The following is a 12,915-nucleotide window of genomic DNA, read 5'->3' as shown; positions in this document are numbered from 1 at the left end:
GAGTAACAAGATGGACGGCAATAAACGCGTAAATGTAAAGATTGGGGCAGAGGTTTCTATTGTATTAAAAGAACATCAACGCAGTGGCACCCTCACCCACGGCATAGTTGAAAAATTACTGACTAATTCACCTAACCATCCCCACGGTATCAAAGTGCGCTTAGAAGATGGGCAGGTTGGGCGAGTCAAAGCCATTCATGCCTAGACAATATTTAATTAAAACGATATCAATCGTGAATGGCGCTGGCTAAAACGTTTCGTATCAGCCTGACCTGTGCAAGGAATAGCTAAAAATATGTTCGAGTTGTTCTCCTATTCACTCAATTACACCACTTTCAGCCTACTTTTTTTAACGGCTTTTTTAATTGGCATGGCAAAAACCGGGGTCAGTGGTGTCTCCATGTTTACGGTCCCGGTAATGGCTATTATCTTTGGTGGGAAAGAATCCTCCGGCCTGATGCTGCCACTACTTATCATGGCTGATTTATTTGCGGTAAAATATTATCATCGCCACGCAAATTGGTCGTATTTGTTAAAACTATTTCCATCGGCGGCGGTAGGTGTAATTATCGCTACTGTGGTCGGTAATTATATTGACGACCAATTGTTTAGGTTGATCATGGGGATCATCATTTTCGTCAGTTTGGGGATCATGCTCTGGATGGAAACCGCCAACAAAGAAAGCATTCCAGATTATCTATGGTTTGCCATATTGATGGGGTTACTTGGTGGTTTTACCACCATGATAGGCAATCTCGCGGGCGCGGTAATGGCACTTTATTTACTCAGTATGCGGCTCCCTAAAAACGAATATATCGGTACTGGGGCTTGGTTTTTTCTAGCCATTAACCTTTTTAAAGTGCCGTTTCATGTTTTTAGCTGGCACACCATTTCACTTAATTCGTTCATGTTAAACCTAATAAGCCTGCCTTTTATTGCTATTGGCGCTTACGCAGGGGTCAAAATCGTCAAGCGAATTCCCGATAAACAATATCGCTGGTTAGTACTAGCGGTCACGGGGATTGCTGCGATATTGATGGTGGTCTAATGCGTTTGGTTTGGTCCTTGCTCACCAATGAATTGCTTGGGCAGTGTGCTACAACCCGTTTTTCGGCTCTCTATTGTTAACGAATGAAATGAGGACAGCGGAATCTCTCGCACTTTTCCTGAAACGAACCAGCTAAGGGATAAAAATGAATTGGATAATTCTTTTAGTGGCAGGCCTGTTCGAAGTTGTATGGGCAATTGGTCTTAAGTACAGCGATGGCTTTAGTCGATTTTGGCCTTCTGTATTTACCATTGTCGCTATGGCGATCAGCTTCGGCCTACTGAGCATCGCCATGAAAACATTGCCTGCAGGTACGGCTTATGCCGTATGGGTAGTGATCGGCTTACTTGGCACGGCCATCCTCGGCATAATTTTATTTGATGAACCATTGAATTTATGGCGCGTAGTCAGCTTGCTAACGATCACATTAGGTGTGATTGGATTAAAGTTAAGCGGTTAATGTTAGACCTTGCACCATGTGTTGCTTGGATTTTGACACCGCGCGCACGGCCATTTATTCAGTTCTTTGCACTGGGCCACGATTTGTTACCCTTTGTCATATAGTTGTGACCTTTAAGCCGTTATAATCAGCTACTTAGTTTACATATTAGTGAAACGATTAAGGATCTTTATGAGGTTACTGCACACCATGTTACGCGTCGGTGATTTATCCCGCTCTCTTGCTTTTTACACTGAAATACTTGGCATGAAATTACTACGCCGCAGTGAAAATGAAGAGTATCGTTACACGTTAGCCTTTGTTGGCTACGGTGCAGAGGACAGTAATACTGTATTAGAGCTTACCCATAACTGGGATGAAGACAGCTATGATCTGGGTACCGCCTACGGACATATTGCTCTGGGTGTGGATGATATTTATCATGTTTGTGAACAGCTAAAGAAGCAAGGCGCTGATGTATATCGTGATGCAGGACCTGTTAAAGGTGGCAAAACTGTTATCGCTTTTGTTCGAGATCCCGACGGTTATGCCATTGAGCTTATTCAAAACGATTAATTTCCCATTTGTTGGGAACTGTGACATTGGAGTCAGTATGAAACAATCTATTCTATCGTTATCCCTGTGTGCGATGTTAGTCAGTCAAGTCAGCTGGGCTGCCCCCTTAGTGATTGCCCATCGTGGCGCCCCTGGATATTTACCCGAGCACACCATGGAGTCCACAACCCTAGCATTTGCCCAAGGTGCAGATTTCATCGAGCAGGATGTTGTGATCAGCAAAGACGGCGTTCCCGTGGTATTACACGATATCCATTTAGATACTGTCACCGATGTCGCTGATAAGTTCCCTGAGCGTAAGCGTGATGATGGCCGTTACTACGCCCTCGACTTTACCCTTGATGAGTTAAAGAGCTTAGTGGTTCATGAACGTAGTGATCTTAACGGTAAACCCGTTTTTAAAAATCGTTATCAAGGAAGCGCGCAATTCACGATCGCCACGTTTGAAGAGCAAATTGAACTCATCACTGAGCTCAATCGCCAATTTAATAAACACATTGGCTTTTATCCTGAAATTAAATCCCCCGCATGGCACCGAGAGCAAGGTGTTGATATCAGCCAGATAGTGTTAACCACCTTGCGTAAGCATGATTTGGACGACGCCGATAAAGCGATATATGTGCAGTGTTTTGATTACGCCGAGTTAAAACGTGTACGCAATGAACTCGGCGCCAAGGTCAAACTTATTCAGCTGATGGCCGAAAATGACTGGAACGAGTCGCCAACCGATTACGATGCTTTGCGCACGCCAGCTGGACTAAAAGCGCTTGCAGAGGTTGCTCAAGGCATAGGTCCCTGGATCCCCCAATTGATTGACATGCAAACGATGCAAGCAACCGGCTTAGTCAAAAAAGCCCATGCTGCGGGTCTTGATGTACACCCCTACACTTTTAGACAAGACGCATTACCAACCGGCGTTACCAGCCAGCAAACATTGGACTTACTGTTCAAGCAATTGAAAGTAGATGGTGTGTTCACCGATTTCACCGATACCGTGGTGGACTATTTGCATCGATAACAAGGGATTGTGTCGATAAAAAAAACCGACTAACATTACCTGCTAATCGGTTTTTTATATCAATTCGTTTAGTGCCATGACTCACTTGCCAACGACAGGACCTGTTTAGGGTTTGGCCATACGAATGACCACTCGGCGATTTTTTGCCCGAGACATTTCATTGCTATTCGGTGCAATATGCCTACGCTCACCATGACCTGTCACATCAATGCGCTGAGGCGCTACGCCCATCTCACTAAAGTAATTTTTGATTTCGACAGCACGGCTTACCGAGAGCGTTTTATTCATATCACGGCCACCATAGCTGTCGCTATAACCATCCAGCAAGACTAAATCCATATCACTGTCTTCTTGCAAGTATTGTCCAATCATGTTGAGACGACGTTGCGAATATTTGGTCAAGTCAGTACTATTTTTCTTATACGCTAATATGGTGTAAGCAATATCATCAAAACTGTAAGGCAATAAGTTTGCTACGCACTGAGCAAAGCTCTCATACGGCACGGCGAAATTACTGGCATTGAGCCCTACCGCCACTCTATCACTGTGATTATACCAATCTTGATAATATATGGTTGGCCAAAAACCTTTTCCAATTCAGATAACATGGTCCAGGCAGCCTGCTCTGGCAGATCACCGTTGTATTGTTTGCGAATGGTCATATCTGCAATTGCATGCTGCATCTGTCCCGGCATCCACCTAGGTGGCACGGAATACACAGCTGCCATACTGAAACTTTTTGGTAGCAACAGCATATCCAACTCAAATTCCATATTTAGTTGTTTGGATGCCATGCTAGTAAACAATGCTTCGCCATAGCCAGGAATTTTATGTGCCAAAGTACATTGCAGCCGACTATGCTGGCTCAATTGCCAGTCCGAGGTCTCGACCTTTGCCGCATATTGACGCAACCCCGCACAAAGCGAGCTGCTGAATGTCAGTGACACTACTAATAAGATAATTTTCATAAGTCTTTTTCGTAATATAAATTTCTGAACAGGAAGAATACCTGAGCGTCTGTAAAGTTTATCGACTCACCCAGTAAAAGCTTAACCCTGAATTCACATCTTGCCCAGCCTACTAACGAATAAACTTGCAAAGATAATTACTTTTGAAGGGTGGCGGGCTCTGCAGATAATTGACATAATCACGCCTCATTTTTTTCCTAATAGGCAGCTATGTCAGATCCCCAATTTCTCCTTAAAGACAGATTCAGAGGCTATTTCCCGGTTATTGTTGATGTTGAAACGGCAGGCTTTAATGCCCAAACCGATGCCTTGCTTGAAGTAGCGGCGATCACCACAAAAATGGATGCGGCCGGTTTTTTAACCCCGGATAAAACCTTCCATTATCACGTGGTGCCATTTGAAGGTGCTAATTTGGAAAAAGCCGCTCTGGAATTTAATGGTATCGATCCTTGGTGCGCGCTACGTGGCGCATTAGACGAAACAGAAGTAATGAAAGATTTATGCACCCAGATCCGCAAAGAACAAAAAGCTGCGGATTGTCAGCGTTCAGTTATGGTGGCCCACAACGCCGCTTTTGATTTAGGTTTTATAAACGCTGCGATTGAACGCAGTAAGATTAAACGTACGCCATTTCATCCCTTCGTATCATTCGACACGACCACCTTGTCTGGATTAGCGTTAGGACAAACCGTATTAGTGAAAGCCTGTCAAGCGGCAAACATTAGCTTTGATCAGAACGAAGCACATTCGGCATTGTACGACACCCAAAAAACGGCTGAGCTATATTGTTATATTGTCAATAAGTGGCAAAGCACATGTGGATGGCCAAGCTCCGAAAAAGATTAATACGTATTAGAAATCAACGTTATACATACAAAAAAACCGCTGAAATTCAGCGGTTTTTTTAATTCGTGATCACTTAATTAAGATTAAAGTGAATCCGCATTCTGTGAAAGATAACTTGCTACGCCTTCAGGGCTGTCTACCATGCCTTTTTGGCCTGCTTGCCAACCTGCGGGGCAAACTTCACCGTGCTCTTCATGGAAGTTAAGTGCATCAACCATGCGCAACATATCGTCAATGTTACGACCTAATGGAAGATCATTCACCACTTGATGGCGAACCACACCTGCTTCATCAATTAAGAATGAACCACGAAACGCAACACCTGCTTCTGGATGCTCAACGTCATATGCTTGACAGATTTCGTGCTTTACATCAGCAACCATAGCGTATTTTACTTTACCGATACCACCATCATTGATAGCAGTGTTACGCCATGCGTTATGGGTAAATTGTGAATCGATAGATACGCCGATGACTTCAACACCACGTTTTTTGAACTCTTCGTAGCGCTTGTCGAATGCGATCAATTCAGAAGGGCAAACGAAAGTAAAATCAAGAGGATAAAAAAACAATACTGCTTTCTTGCCTTTGATTGCTTCACTCAAGGTAAAGTTTTCAACGATATCGCCATTTCCTAATACAGCTGCGGCGGTAAAATCTGGGGCTGGGCGACTAACTAATACACTCATATTGATCTCCATTCTTTTAGGTTAAAAATAACTGGCGCATAGTGTAACGACAATTAAAGGGTTATCACACTTTATTTAACATCAACTTATAGTAAGCATATAATCTTAAAAACCAAGGGCTCCCCCAGACAATTTATCGACCAACACCTCGCATACCCTCTGCTCGCGTAAAACGGCCAATTATTATTCAATTATAAGCAATAAATGCTTGAAAGTGTTGCAAACAACAATTATTATCATTTACATCAAGATTAAGTAAGGTTAACTATGTACGTTTGTTTGTGTCACGGTATTACCGACAAAGCTATTAAACAGGCCGTTCGCGAAGACGGTGTGGGCAATATGCGTCAGCTACGTGAAGCGCTGGGCGTAGGTGATCAGTGCGGCAAATGTGTACGCATGGCACAAAGCATTGTTGACAACACAATCATTGATGAATCTCTATTTAAAGAAGTGTGTTAACCCAACCTAATTAAAATGAGCGCTTTGTTAGGTGCACTACTCATTCTATTTACAGCCTTACCCTTTGCTTATGAGTGGTAAATAGTCAAAAGAAAGCTACAAAAAAAGAGTCTTAAACGACTCTTTTTTTATGGAAAACGATATATCAATAACGGAGTAATAACACGCCGTTAAAGCTGCACGTTATTTAGCGCGTTTGGCTGCACTTTCTTTAATAATAGTTTGCAATTCACCTTGCTGAACCATTTCCATGATGATGTCACAACCACCCACCAACTCGCCGTCAACCCATAATTGTGGGAAAGTAGGCCAATCTGCATATTTTGGCAACTCAGCGCGAATATCTGGATTTTGCAGAATATCCACATAGGCAAACTCTTCACCACAAGTCATCAATGCTTGAGACGCCTGAGCTGAAAAGCCACAGTTTGGTAATTTCGGTGATCCCTTCATATATAAAAGAATTGGATTTTCGCTGATTTGTTGCTGAATTTTTTCGACCGTTTCCATGCTCACTCTCACTGAATATTTGAATAACACTAATGATGTAGTCAAGTTTACCGTTTTCAAGGCAAGATACCAATCTTAGCGTATGATCTTTATTGGTTTCAAAATATTATCAAGCTTACCCCTTGTAATGTACCCTGTCTGCCCGCAGATACGTGTTGGGTTTCAGTATAACCTTGGACAACGACTTTTATATTCGTGTATAAAACGTTAGTACTTACCCAAGGTTAGACACACGATTATTGTTAACTTTAAATGGAGAATTATCATGGCTTTCGAATTACCAGCACTTCCGTATGCAAAAAATGCTTTAGAACCACATATCTCAGCTGAGACATTGGAATATCATTATGGTAAGCATCACGCGACTTACGTTACTAAGCTAAATGGCCTAGTTGAAGGTACTGATATGGCGAATAAAGATCTTGAAGAGATCGTTAAATCGTCTGAAGGTGGAGTTTTCAATAACGCCGCTCAAATCTGGAACCACACATTCTACTGGAACAGCCTTAGCCCAAATGGTGGCGGTGAGCCAACTGGCGCACTTGCTGATGCAATTAATGCTAAATGGGGTTCATTTGCTGACTTCAAAGCAGCATTAAACGATAAAGCGGTAAACAACTTTGGTTCAAGCTGGACTTGGTTAGTAAAAACGGCAGATGGCAGTCTTGATATCGTCAACACCAGCAACGCTGCAACACCATTAACTGACGCTAACCTTACTCCTCTACTTACCGTAGATTTATGGGAACACGCTTATTATATTGATTATCGTAATGCGCGTCCTAAGTACCTTGAAGGTTTCTGGGCACTAGCAAACTGGGATTTTGCTGCAAGCAACTTCGCTTAAGCATTTGCTATCCTAATTTAGGTTAAATAAATTAGTTGATATTAAGGGCCTCGATTTTTCGAGGCTTTTTTATGCCTGGCTATATACCAGCATATAACGCTTAGGATTTTCTCAAAGATCAATAAATTAACCAAGCATGTTAATAGTGCTGAATATTCAAAATTTTCCTTCATCTAGCAAATATTATTCTAAATCTGCAACATATAAATCTAAATTACGGTCTAACCTTACAAGTACAGGTTGGAAAATTTTCTATATGTGAGGTTTAGTTATGGGAATTTTAGAGCAATATCAATCCAGGTATGAAGCACGTAAGGAAGAAGAATTAACCATCGATGAGTTTCTGGAGATATGTAAAACAGAAAACTCAGCGTATGCCAACGCTGCAGAACGATTACTCAAAGCGATAGGCGAGCCACAGATGTTAGATACATCAAAAGATGCCTCGTTAAGCCGCATATTTTCAAATCGTGTTATTTCTCGCTACCCGGCTTTTGATGGTTTTTATGGCATGGAAGACGCCATCGAACAAATCGTTTCATATTTACGCCATGCCGCCCAAGGTCTTGAAGAGAAAAAACAAATACTTTACCTGTTAGGTCCGGTGGGCGGCGGCAAATCTTCATTAGCTGAAAAACTCAAAGAGTTGATGCAACAACAACCTATTTACGTCTTAAAAGACTCCCCTGTAAACGATCATCCTTTGAGTTTGTTTGATGTAAATGAAGATGGTCGTCTGCTGCTTGACGAGTACGGCATTCCACAGCGCTACCTTAAAACCGTGATGTCACCTTGGGCGCGCAAGCGCCTGCATGAATACAACGGTGATATACGTCAGTTTAAAGTTATCAAATTACATCCATCGATTCTGGATCAAATTGCCATTGCTAAAACGGAACCAGGGGATGAAAACAATCAAGATATCTCAGCGTTAGTGGGCAAAGTGGATATCAGACGATTAGAACATTTTGCCCAAAATGATCCGGATGCTTACAGTTACTCTGGCGCCTTGTGCCGTGCTAATCAAGGCTTGATGGAGTTTGTTGAGATGTTCAAAGCACCTATTAAGGTACTGCATCCGTTATTGACAGCTACCCAGGAAGGGAATTACAACTCAACAGAAGGTTTATCCGCTTTACCGTTTGAGGGCGTGATCCTTGCTCACTCTAACGAGTCTGAATGGCAAACGTTCCGCAATAATAAAAATAATGAAGCTTTTCTGGATCGGGTATATATAGTTAACGTGCCCTATTGTTTACGGGTCTCTGAAGAAATACAAATTTACCGCAAACTCATTGATAATAGTGAGCTATTAGGGGCTTCATGCGCCCCAGACACCTTAGAAACCTTGGCGCAGTTTAGTGTGTTATCGCGCCTTAAAGAACCCGAAAATTCGAGTATATATTCCAAAATGCGGGTCTACGACGGCGAAAGTCTAAAAGACACAGATCCCAAAGCGAAGTCTTATCAGGAGTATCGAGACTACGCTGGCGTGGACGAAGGTATGCAAGGCTTATCGACTCGTTTTGCGTTTAAGATTTTATCCAGAGTGTTCAACTTTGATCAACATGAGTTGGCAGCCAATCCGGTACATTTATTTTACGTACTTGAACGCCAGATTGAGCGAGAACAATTTCCCACTGAATTAGCGGATAAATACAAAGAACATTTAAAAGGCTTCTTGATCCCTAAATACGTCGAATTTATCGGCAAGGAAATTCAAACTGCATACTTAGAGTCCTATTCTGAGTACGGCCAAAACCTGTTCGATCGCTATGTCGTTTATGCCGATTTTTGGATCCAAGATCAGGAATATCGCGATCCGGAAACAGGTCAGCTATTCGACAGGGAAGCCTTAAACACAGAGTTGGAGAAAATTGAAAAAACAGCGGGAATAAGTAACCCCAAAGATTTTCGCAATGAAATTGTTAATTTTGTCTTACGCGCAAGGGCCAACAACAAAGGGAAAAATCCAAGTTGGACCAGCTATGAAAAACTGCGCTCCGTGATCGAGAAAAAAATGTTCTCCAACACAGAAGATTTATTACCGGTTATTTCATTCAACAAAAAAGGCTCCAATGAAGATGAGAAAAAACACGATGACTTCGTGCAACGTATGGCTGAAAAAGGCTATACCCAAAAACAAGTGAGGTTGTTATGTGAATGGTATTTACGGGTTAGAAAGTCCTCTTAATTCAATGATTTCAACCCTAAGTATTCTGTATATTATGATACGTCCGGTGGCACCCATTGAGGTAAAGCAGTATGGCCCATTTTATTGATCGACGACTCAACGGAAAAGGCAAAAGCACGGTTAATCGGCAGCGATTTTTGCGCCGTTACAAGGAGCAGATAAAAAAGGCGGTATCTGATTCGATTAACAAACGCAGTGTGACTGACATCAACAGCGGCGAAAAAATTGGTATTTCTAGCCGGGATATCTCTGAGCCCATATTTCATACGGGTAAAGGGGGAAAGCGTAGTATCGTGCATCCTGGCAACGATCAATTTAATACCGGTGACCAAATTAAGCGCCCTGACGAAGGAGGCGGACAGGGTGCTGGCAGTAATGCGAGCGACGGTGGTGAAGGGCAAGATGATTTTGTGTTTCAAATATCAAAAGACGAGTATTTAGATTTACTCTTCGAAGGTCTCGTTTTGCCCAACCTGCAAAAGAATCAACAAGCAAAAATCGTCCAGTACGAGAGTTACCGTGCTGGATTCGTATCTGATGGCGTACCCAGTAATTTAGATGTTGTACGTTCGTTAAAAGGCTCTGTCGCTAGACGGATTGCCTTAACGGCTGGCAAGAAAGCAGAATTAGCTAAATTACACACCCAGCTGGCAGAGTTACTTGCCGGACAAATCCCTGATCAGATACGCATTGCTCAATTAAAAAATGACATAGAAGCGTTAGAAAAAGCCATCGCTCGTGTACCGTTTATCGATACCTTCGATCTGCGTTTTCGTAACTATCAAAAGCGCCCTATTCCCTCAAGTAAGGCAGTGATGTTTTGCCTAATGGATGTATCAGGCTCAATGGATCAAGCGACAAAAGACAAAGCCAAACGCTTTTATATATTACTGTATCTTTTTTTGAGCCGTACCTATAAAGATGTGGATGTAGTCTACATTCATCATCATACCCAAGCCAAAGAAGTAGATGAGCAAGAATTTTTCTACTCCACAGAAACGGGCGGTACGATCGTATCCAGTGCATTAATACTCATGAAAGATATTATTGCTCAACGCTACCCAAGTAATGAATGGAATATTTACGCTGCCCAAGCATCAGATGGCGACAATTGGACTGATGACTGCACCATTTGCACTCGACTTCTACAACAAAATTTACTGCCCGTAATACGCTACTTTGCTTACGTAGAAATAACAAATCGCCCGCACCAAAGGTTGTGGTACGACTATCAAAAACTGACAGAAACGCACACTAATTTCGCCATAAAACACATTATTAATGTTGATGATATCTACCCCGTATTTCGTGAGCTATTTGATCTCAGTGTTCAACAACCTCAAGGAGTGTCATAAGGTGCAAAAATGCCAACACACACACACCCTGAATGACGGCCCTGACTGGACGTTCGAACTATTAACCCAATACGAACAGGAAATTGACCGCGTTGCCAAACTATACGGTCTAGACATTTATCCCAACCAAATTGAGATTATTACTGCAGAGCATATGATGGATGCTTACGCCAGTATTGGTATGCCAGTCAATTATGCTCACTGGTCATACGGCAAGAAATTCATCCAGTCAGAGCAGCATTATCGTCGTGGGCAAATGGGGTTGGCCTATGAAATCGTCATCAATTCCGATCCATGCATCGCCTACTTAATGGAAGAAAATACCATGACTATGCAGGCGTTAGTCATTGCCCATGCCTGTTATGGACACAATTCTTTTTTTAAAAACAATTACCTTTTCAAAGCATGGACCGACGCCAGTTCAATTATCAATTATTTGCTGTTCGCCAAAAATTACGTCACTCAATGTGAGCAAAAGTATGGTGTGAGCGAAGTAGAAAACGTGCTGGACTCTTGTCATGCATTGATGAATTTTGGCGTAGATCGCTACAAGCGCCCACAAAAAATATCCTTACAAAAAGAACGAGAACGTCAACAGGCCCGTGAGCAGCATATCCAGTCCCAAATCAACGATTTATGGCGCACTGTGCCTAAGTCAGAAACCAAGGATCACCAAGACAAACAGCGCTTTCCTGCTGAGCCTCAAGAAAACCTACTGTATTTCATTGAAAAAAATGCTCCATTGCTGGAGTCTTGGCAACGTGAGTTGGTGCGTATTGTGCGCAAAACATCTCAGTATTTTTACCCGCAAAAGCAAACTCAAGTAATGAATGAAGGTTGGGCCTGCTTCTGGCATTACCATATACTCAACCACCTTTACGACGAACGCAAAGTCAGTGATAAATTCATGCTAGAATTTTTACATAGCCATACCAATGTCGTTGCTCAACCCGCCTATAACCACCCCAACTATTCAGGATTAAACCCTTATGCTTTGGGGTTTAATATGTTTATGGACATTAAACGTATATGCCAATCACCCACAGAAGAAGACAAGGTCTGGTTCCCGCAAATTGCCGGTAAAGATTGGTTAGAAACAGTACATTTTGCCATGCAAAATTTTAAGGACGAGAGTTTTATTAGCCAGTTTTTGTCACCAAAACTGATGCGTGATTTTAAATTCTTTGCAATAGAAGATGATGAACGTAACTCCTACTTGGGCGTATCAGCCATTCATGACGAAAGTGGTTATCAGGCCATTCGAGAAAAGCTATCGGCCCAATATAACTTGAGTAATATTGAACCGAATATACAGGTTTATGAGGTCGATTCCCGTGGTGATCGTTCCCTTACCCTTTCGTATATCCCCCAACAGGGTATCCCACTAGCCGATAGCCATCACAAAGTCCTGCAGCACTTACATCATTTGTGGGGATTTTCTGTTAAATTAGAGCAAGTGGATGAACGGGGTAAACGTCAGTTGCTCGCCACTTATCCTGAGCAACCCTTAGGTTCGTTCGAAGCCCCTTAAAACACTGTAATATGTGGTGTTCTGGCTATCCAAAGTAAGCGTAACGACAGATGCGATATGCGCGTAATTAAAAATTTCAGATGTGACCGGTATGACAATTCAGAAAAACAATCCATTACACGGCTTAACCTTACAACTTATTGTGGAGACGCTGGTTGAAAAGCTAGGCTGGGAGCAGATGCACCGGCAGGTTAAAATTAATTGCTTTTCAAGCGACCCAAGCGTTAAATCGAGCTTAAAATTTTTACGTAAAACTCCATGGGCACGCAGTAAAGTTGAGGAACTGTACTTAAATACCCAACATAGCGCCTCGACTAAAGCTGCGACTGCAGCTAAACACGTCATCCCAGCAGAAAAATCAATTTCAAACACATCATCCTCTGCTGAATTTGTCTGGCCTGAACCTAAAAAGTCAACAGACCAATAATCGCA

General features: G+C 42.4%; 14 protein-coding genes and 1 pseudogene. 12 read left to right on the top strand and 3 right to left on the bottom strand.

The features are described from left to right. Window positions 1-10 precede the first annotated feature (10 nt). The 5 genes from GPLA_RS21500 (at window position 11) to glpQ (ending at window position 3,081) form a co-directional block, all read left to right on the top strand. Entirely contained in the window at window positions 11-205 is a 195-nt protein-coding gene (locus tag GPLA_RS21500; protein ID WP_007107139.1) for a YwbE family protein, read from the top strand. Between the two features lie 90 nt (window positions 206-295). Then, window positions 296-1,048, top strand: coding sequence for a sulfite exporter TauE/SafE family protein (locus GPLA_RS21495; protein WP_007107138.1), 753 nt, complete (start codon window positions 296-298; stop codon window positions 1,046-1,048). A 145-nt stretch (window positions 1,049-1,193) separates the two neighbouring features. Next, window positions 1,194-1,508, top strand: coding sequence for a quaternary ammonium compound efflux SMR transporter SugE (sugE, locus tag GPLA_RS21490; RefSeq protein WP_007107137.1), 315 nt, complete (start codon window positions 1,194-1,196; stop codon window positions 1,506-1,508). A gap of 171 nt (window positions 1,509-1,679) precedes the next feature. Then, window positions 1,680-2,063 (top strand): lactoylglutathione lyase, encoded by a 384-nt coding sequence (gloA, locus tag GPLA_RS21485; protein WP_007107136.1) that lies wholly within the window; start codon window positions 1,680-1,682, stop codon window positions 2,061-2,063. Between the two features lie 37 nt (window positions 2,064-2,100). Beyond that, window positions 2,101-3,081 carry a glycerophosphodiester phosphodiesterase gene (gene glpQ, locus GPLA_RS21480; protein ID WP_007107135.1) on the top strand — a complete coding sequence of 327 codons (981 nt, stop codon included), beginning with the start codon at window positions 2,101-2,103 and terminating at the stop codon, window positions 3,079-3,081. Between the two features lie 105 nt (window positions 3,082-3,186). Here the strand turns inward: glpQ and GPLA_RS21475 are convergent. After that, a pseudogene (locus GPLA_RS21475) lies at window positions 3,187-4,049 on the bottom strand (flagellar protein MotY). Window positions 4,050-4,259: 210 nt separating this feature from the next. Between GPLA_RS21475 and rnt the strand changes: the two are divergent. Beyond that, the gene (gene rnt / locus GPLA_RS21470; RefSeq protein WP_007107134.1) at window positions 4,260-4,895 is read left to right on the top strand and encodes a ribonuclease T; all 636 of its coding nucleotides are present in this window, start codon (window positions 4,260-4,262) and stop codon (window positions 4,893-4,895) included. A gap of 83 nt (window positions 4,896-4,978) precedes the next feature. Here the strand turns inward: rnt and GPLA_RS21465 are convergent, their stop codons facing one another. Further along, window positions 4,979-5,584 carry a peroxiredoxin gene (locus GPLA_RS21465; protein WP_007107133.1) on the bottom strand — a complete coding sequence of 202 codons (606 nt, stop codon included), beginning with the start codon at window positions 5,582-5,584 and terminating at the stop codon, window positions 4,979-4,981. Window positions 5,585-5,851: 267 nt separating this feature from the next. Here GPLA_RS21465 and GPLA_RS21460 point away from each other — a divergent pair, with 267 nt between their 5' ends. Beyond that, window positions 5,852-6,046 carry a bacterioferritin-associated ferredoxin gene (locus GPLA_RS21460; protein ID WP_006993419.1) on the top strand — a complete coding sequence of 65 codons (195 nt, stop codon included), beginning with the start codon at window positions 5,852-5,854 and terminating at the stop codon, window positions 6,044-6,046. Between the two features lie 183 nt (window positions 6,047-6,229). On the opposite strand, the gene GPLA_RS21455 is transcribed toward GPLA_RS21460, so the two are convergent. After that, on the bottom strand, window positions 6,230-6,556 hold the full coding sequence (locus GPLA_RS21455) for a Grx4 family monothiol glutaredoxin (protein WP_007107132.1): 327 nt from the start codon (window positions 6,554-6,556) through the stop codon (window positions 6,230-6,232). A 265-nt stretch (window positions 6,557-6,821) separates the two neighbouring features. Here GPLA_RS21455 and sodB point away from each other — a divergent pair, with 265 nt between their 5' ends. The 5 genes from sodB (at window position 6,822) to GPLA_RS21430 (ending at window position 12,910) form a co-directional block, all read left to right on the top strand. Continuing rightward, window positions 6,822-7,403 (top strand): superoxide dismutase [Fe], encoded by a 582-nt coding sequence (gene sodB / locus GPLA_RS21450; RefSeq protein ID WP_007107131.1) that lies wholly within the window; start codon window positions 6,822-6,824, stop codon window positions 7,401-7,403. A 271-nt stretch (window positions 7,404-7,674) separates the two neighbouring features. Next, window positions 7,675-9,597 carry a PrkA family serine protein kinase gene (locus GPLA_RS21445; RefSeq protein WP_007107130.1) on the top strand — a complete coding sequence of 641 codons (1,923 nt, stop codon included), beginning with the start codon at window positions 7,675-7,677 and terminating at the stop codon, window positions 9,595-9,597. Between the two features lie 71 nt (window positions 9,598-9,668). Then, a complete protein-coding gene (locus GPLA_RS21440) occupies window positions 9,669-10,952 on the top strand; it encodes a YeaH/YhbH family protein (RefSeq protein ID WP_007107129.1) in 1,284 nt (427 codons plus the stop codon). 1 nt (window position 10,953) lies between these two features. Further along, the gene (locus GPLA_RS21435) at window positions 10,954-12,483 is read left to right on the top strand and encodes a SpoVR family protein (RefSeq protein WP_007107128.1); all 1,530 of its coding nucleotides are present in this window, start codon (window positions 10,954-10,956) and stop codon (window positions 12,481-12,483) included. Window positions 12,484-12,574: 91 nt separating this feature from the next. Further along, window positions 12,575-12,910 carry a VF530 family protein gene (locus GPLA_RS21430; RefSeq protein WP_007107127.1) on the top strand — a complete coding sequence of 112 codons (336 nt, stop codon included), beginning with the start codon at window positions 12,575-12,577 and terminating at the stop codon, window positions 12,908-12,910. Window positions 12,911-12,915 lie beyond the last annotated feature (5 nt).

The sequence above is a fragment of the Paraglaciecola polaris LMG 21857 genome (assembly GCF_000315055.1).
GTDB lineage: Bacteria > Pseudomonadota > Gammaproteobacteria > Enterobacterales > Alteromonadaceae > Paraglaciecola > Paraglaciecola polaris.
The sequence above is the reverse complement of the archived record's forward strand: the minus strand, read 5'-3'. Positions and strand labels throughout refer to the sequence as shown.

Coding starts and splice junctions, on each gene's coding strand:
- GPLA_RS21500 (WP_007107139.1), top strand. CDS start 11: ATGGACGGCAATAAACGCGTAAATGTAAAGATTGGGGCAGAGGTTTCT.
- GPLA_RS21495 (WP_007107138.1), top strand. CDS start 296: ATGTTCGAGTTGTTCTCCTATTCACTCAATTACACCACTTTCAGCCTA.
- sugE (WP_007107137.1), top strand. CDS start 1,194: ATGAATTGGATAATTCTTTTAGTGGCAGGCCTGTTCGAAGTTGTATGG.
- gloA (WP_007107136.1), top strand. CDS start 1,680: ATGAGGTTACTGCACACCATGTTACGCGTCGGTGATTTATCCCGCTCT.
- glpQ (WP_007107135.1), top strand. CDS start 2,101: ATGAAACAATCTATTCTATCGTTATCCCTGTGTGCGATGTTAGTCAGT.
- rnt (WP_007107134.1), top strand. CDS start 4,260: ATGTCAGATCCCCAATTTCTCCTTAAAGACAGATTCAGAGGCTATTTC.
- GPLA_RS21465 (WP_007107133.1), bottom strand. CDS start 5,584: ATGAGTGTATTAGTTAGTCGCCCAGCCCCAGATTTTACCGCCGCAGCT.
- GPLA_RS21460 (WP_006993419.1), top strand. CDS start 5,852: ATGTACGTTTGTTTGTGTCACGGTATTACCGACAAAGCTATTAAACAG.
- GPLA_RS21455 (WP_007107132.1), bottom strand. CDS start 6,556: ATGGAAACGGTCGAAAAAATTCAGCAACAAATCAGCGAAAATCCAATT.
- sodB (WP_007107131.1), top strand. CDS start 6,822: ATGGCTTTCGAATTACCAGCACTTCCGTATGCAAAAAATGCTTTAGAA.
- GPLA_RS21445 (WP_007107130.1), top strand. CDS start 7,675: ATGGGAATTTTAGAGCAATATCAATCCAGGTATGAAGCACGTAAGGAA.
- GPLA_RS21440 (WP_007107129.1), top strand. CDS start 9,669: ATGGCCCATTTTATTGATCGACGACTCAACGGAAAAGGCAAAAGCACG.
- GPLA_RS21430 (WP_007107127.1), top strand. CDS start 12,575: ATGACAATTCAGAAAAACAATCCATTACACGGCTTAACCTTACAACTT.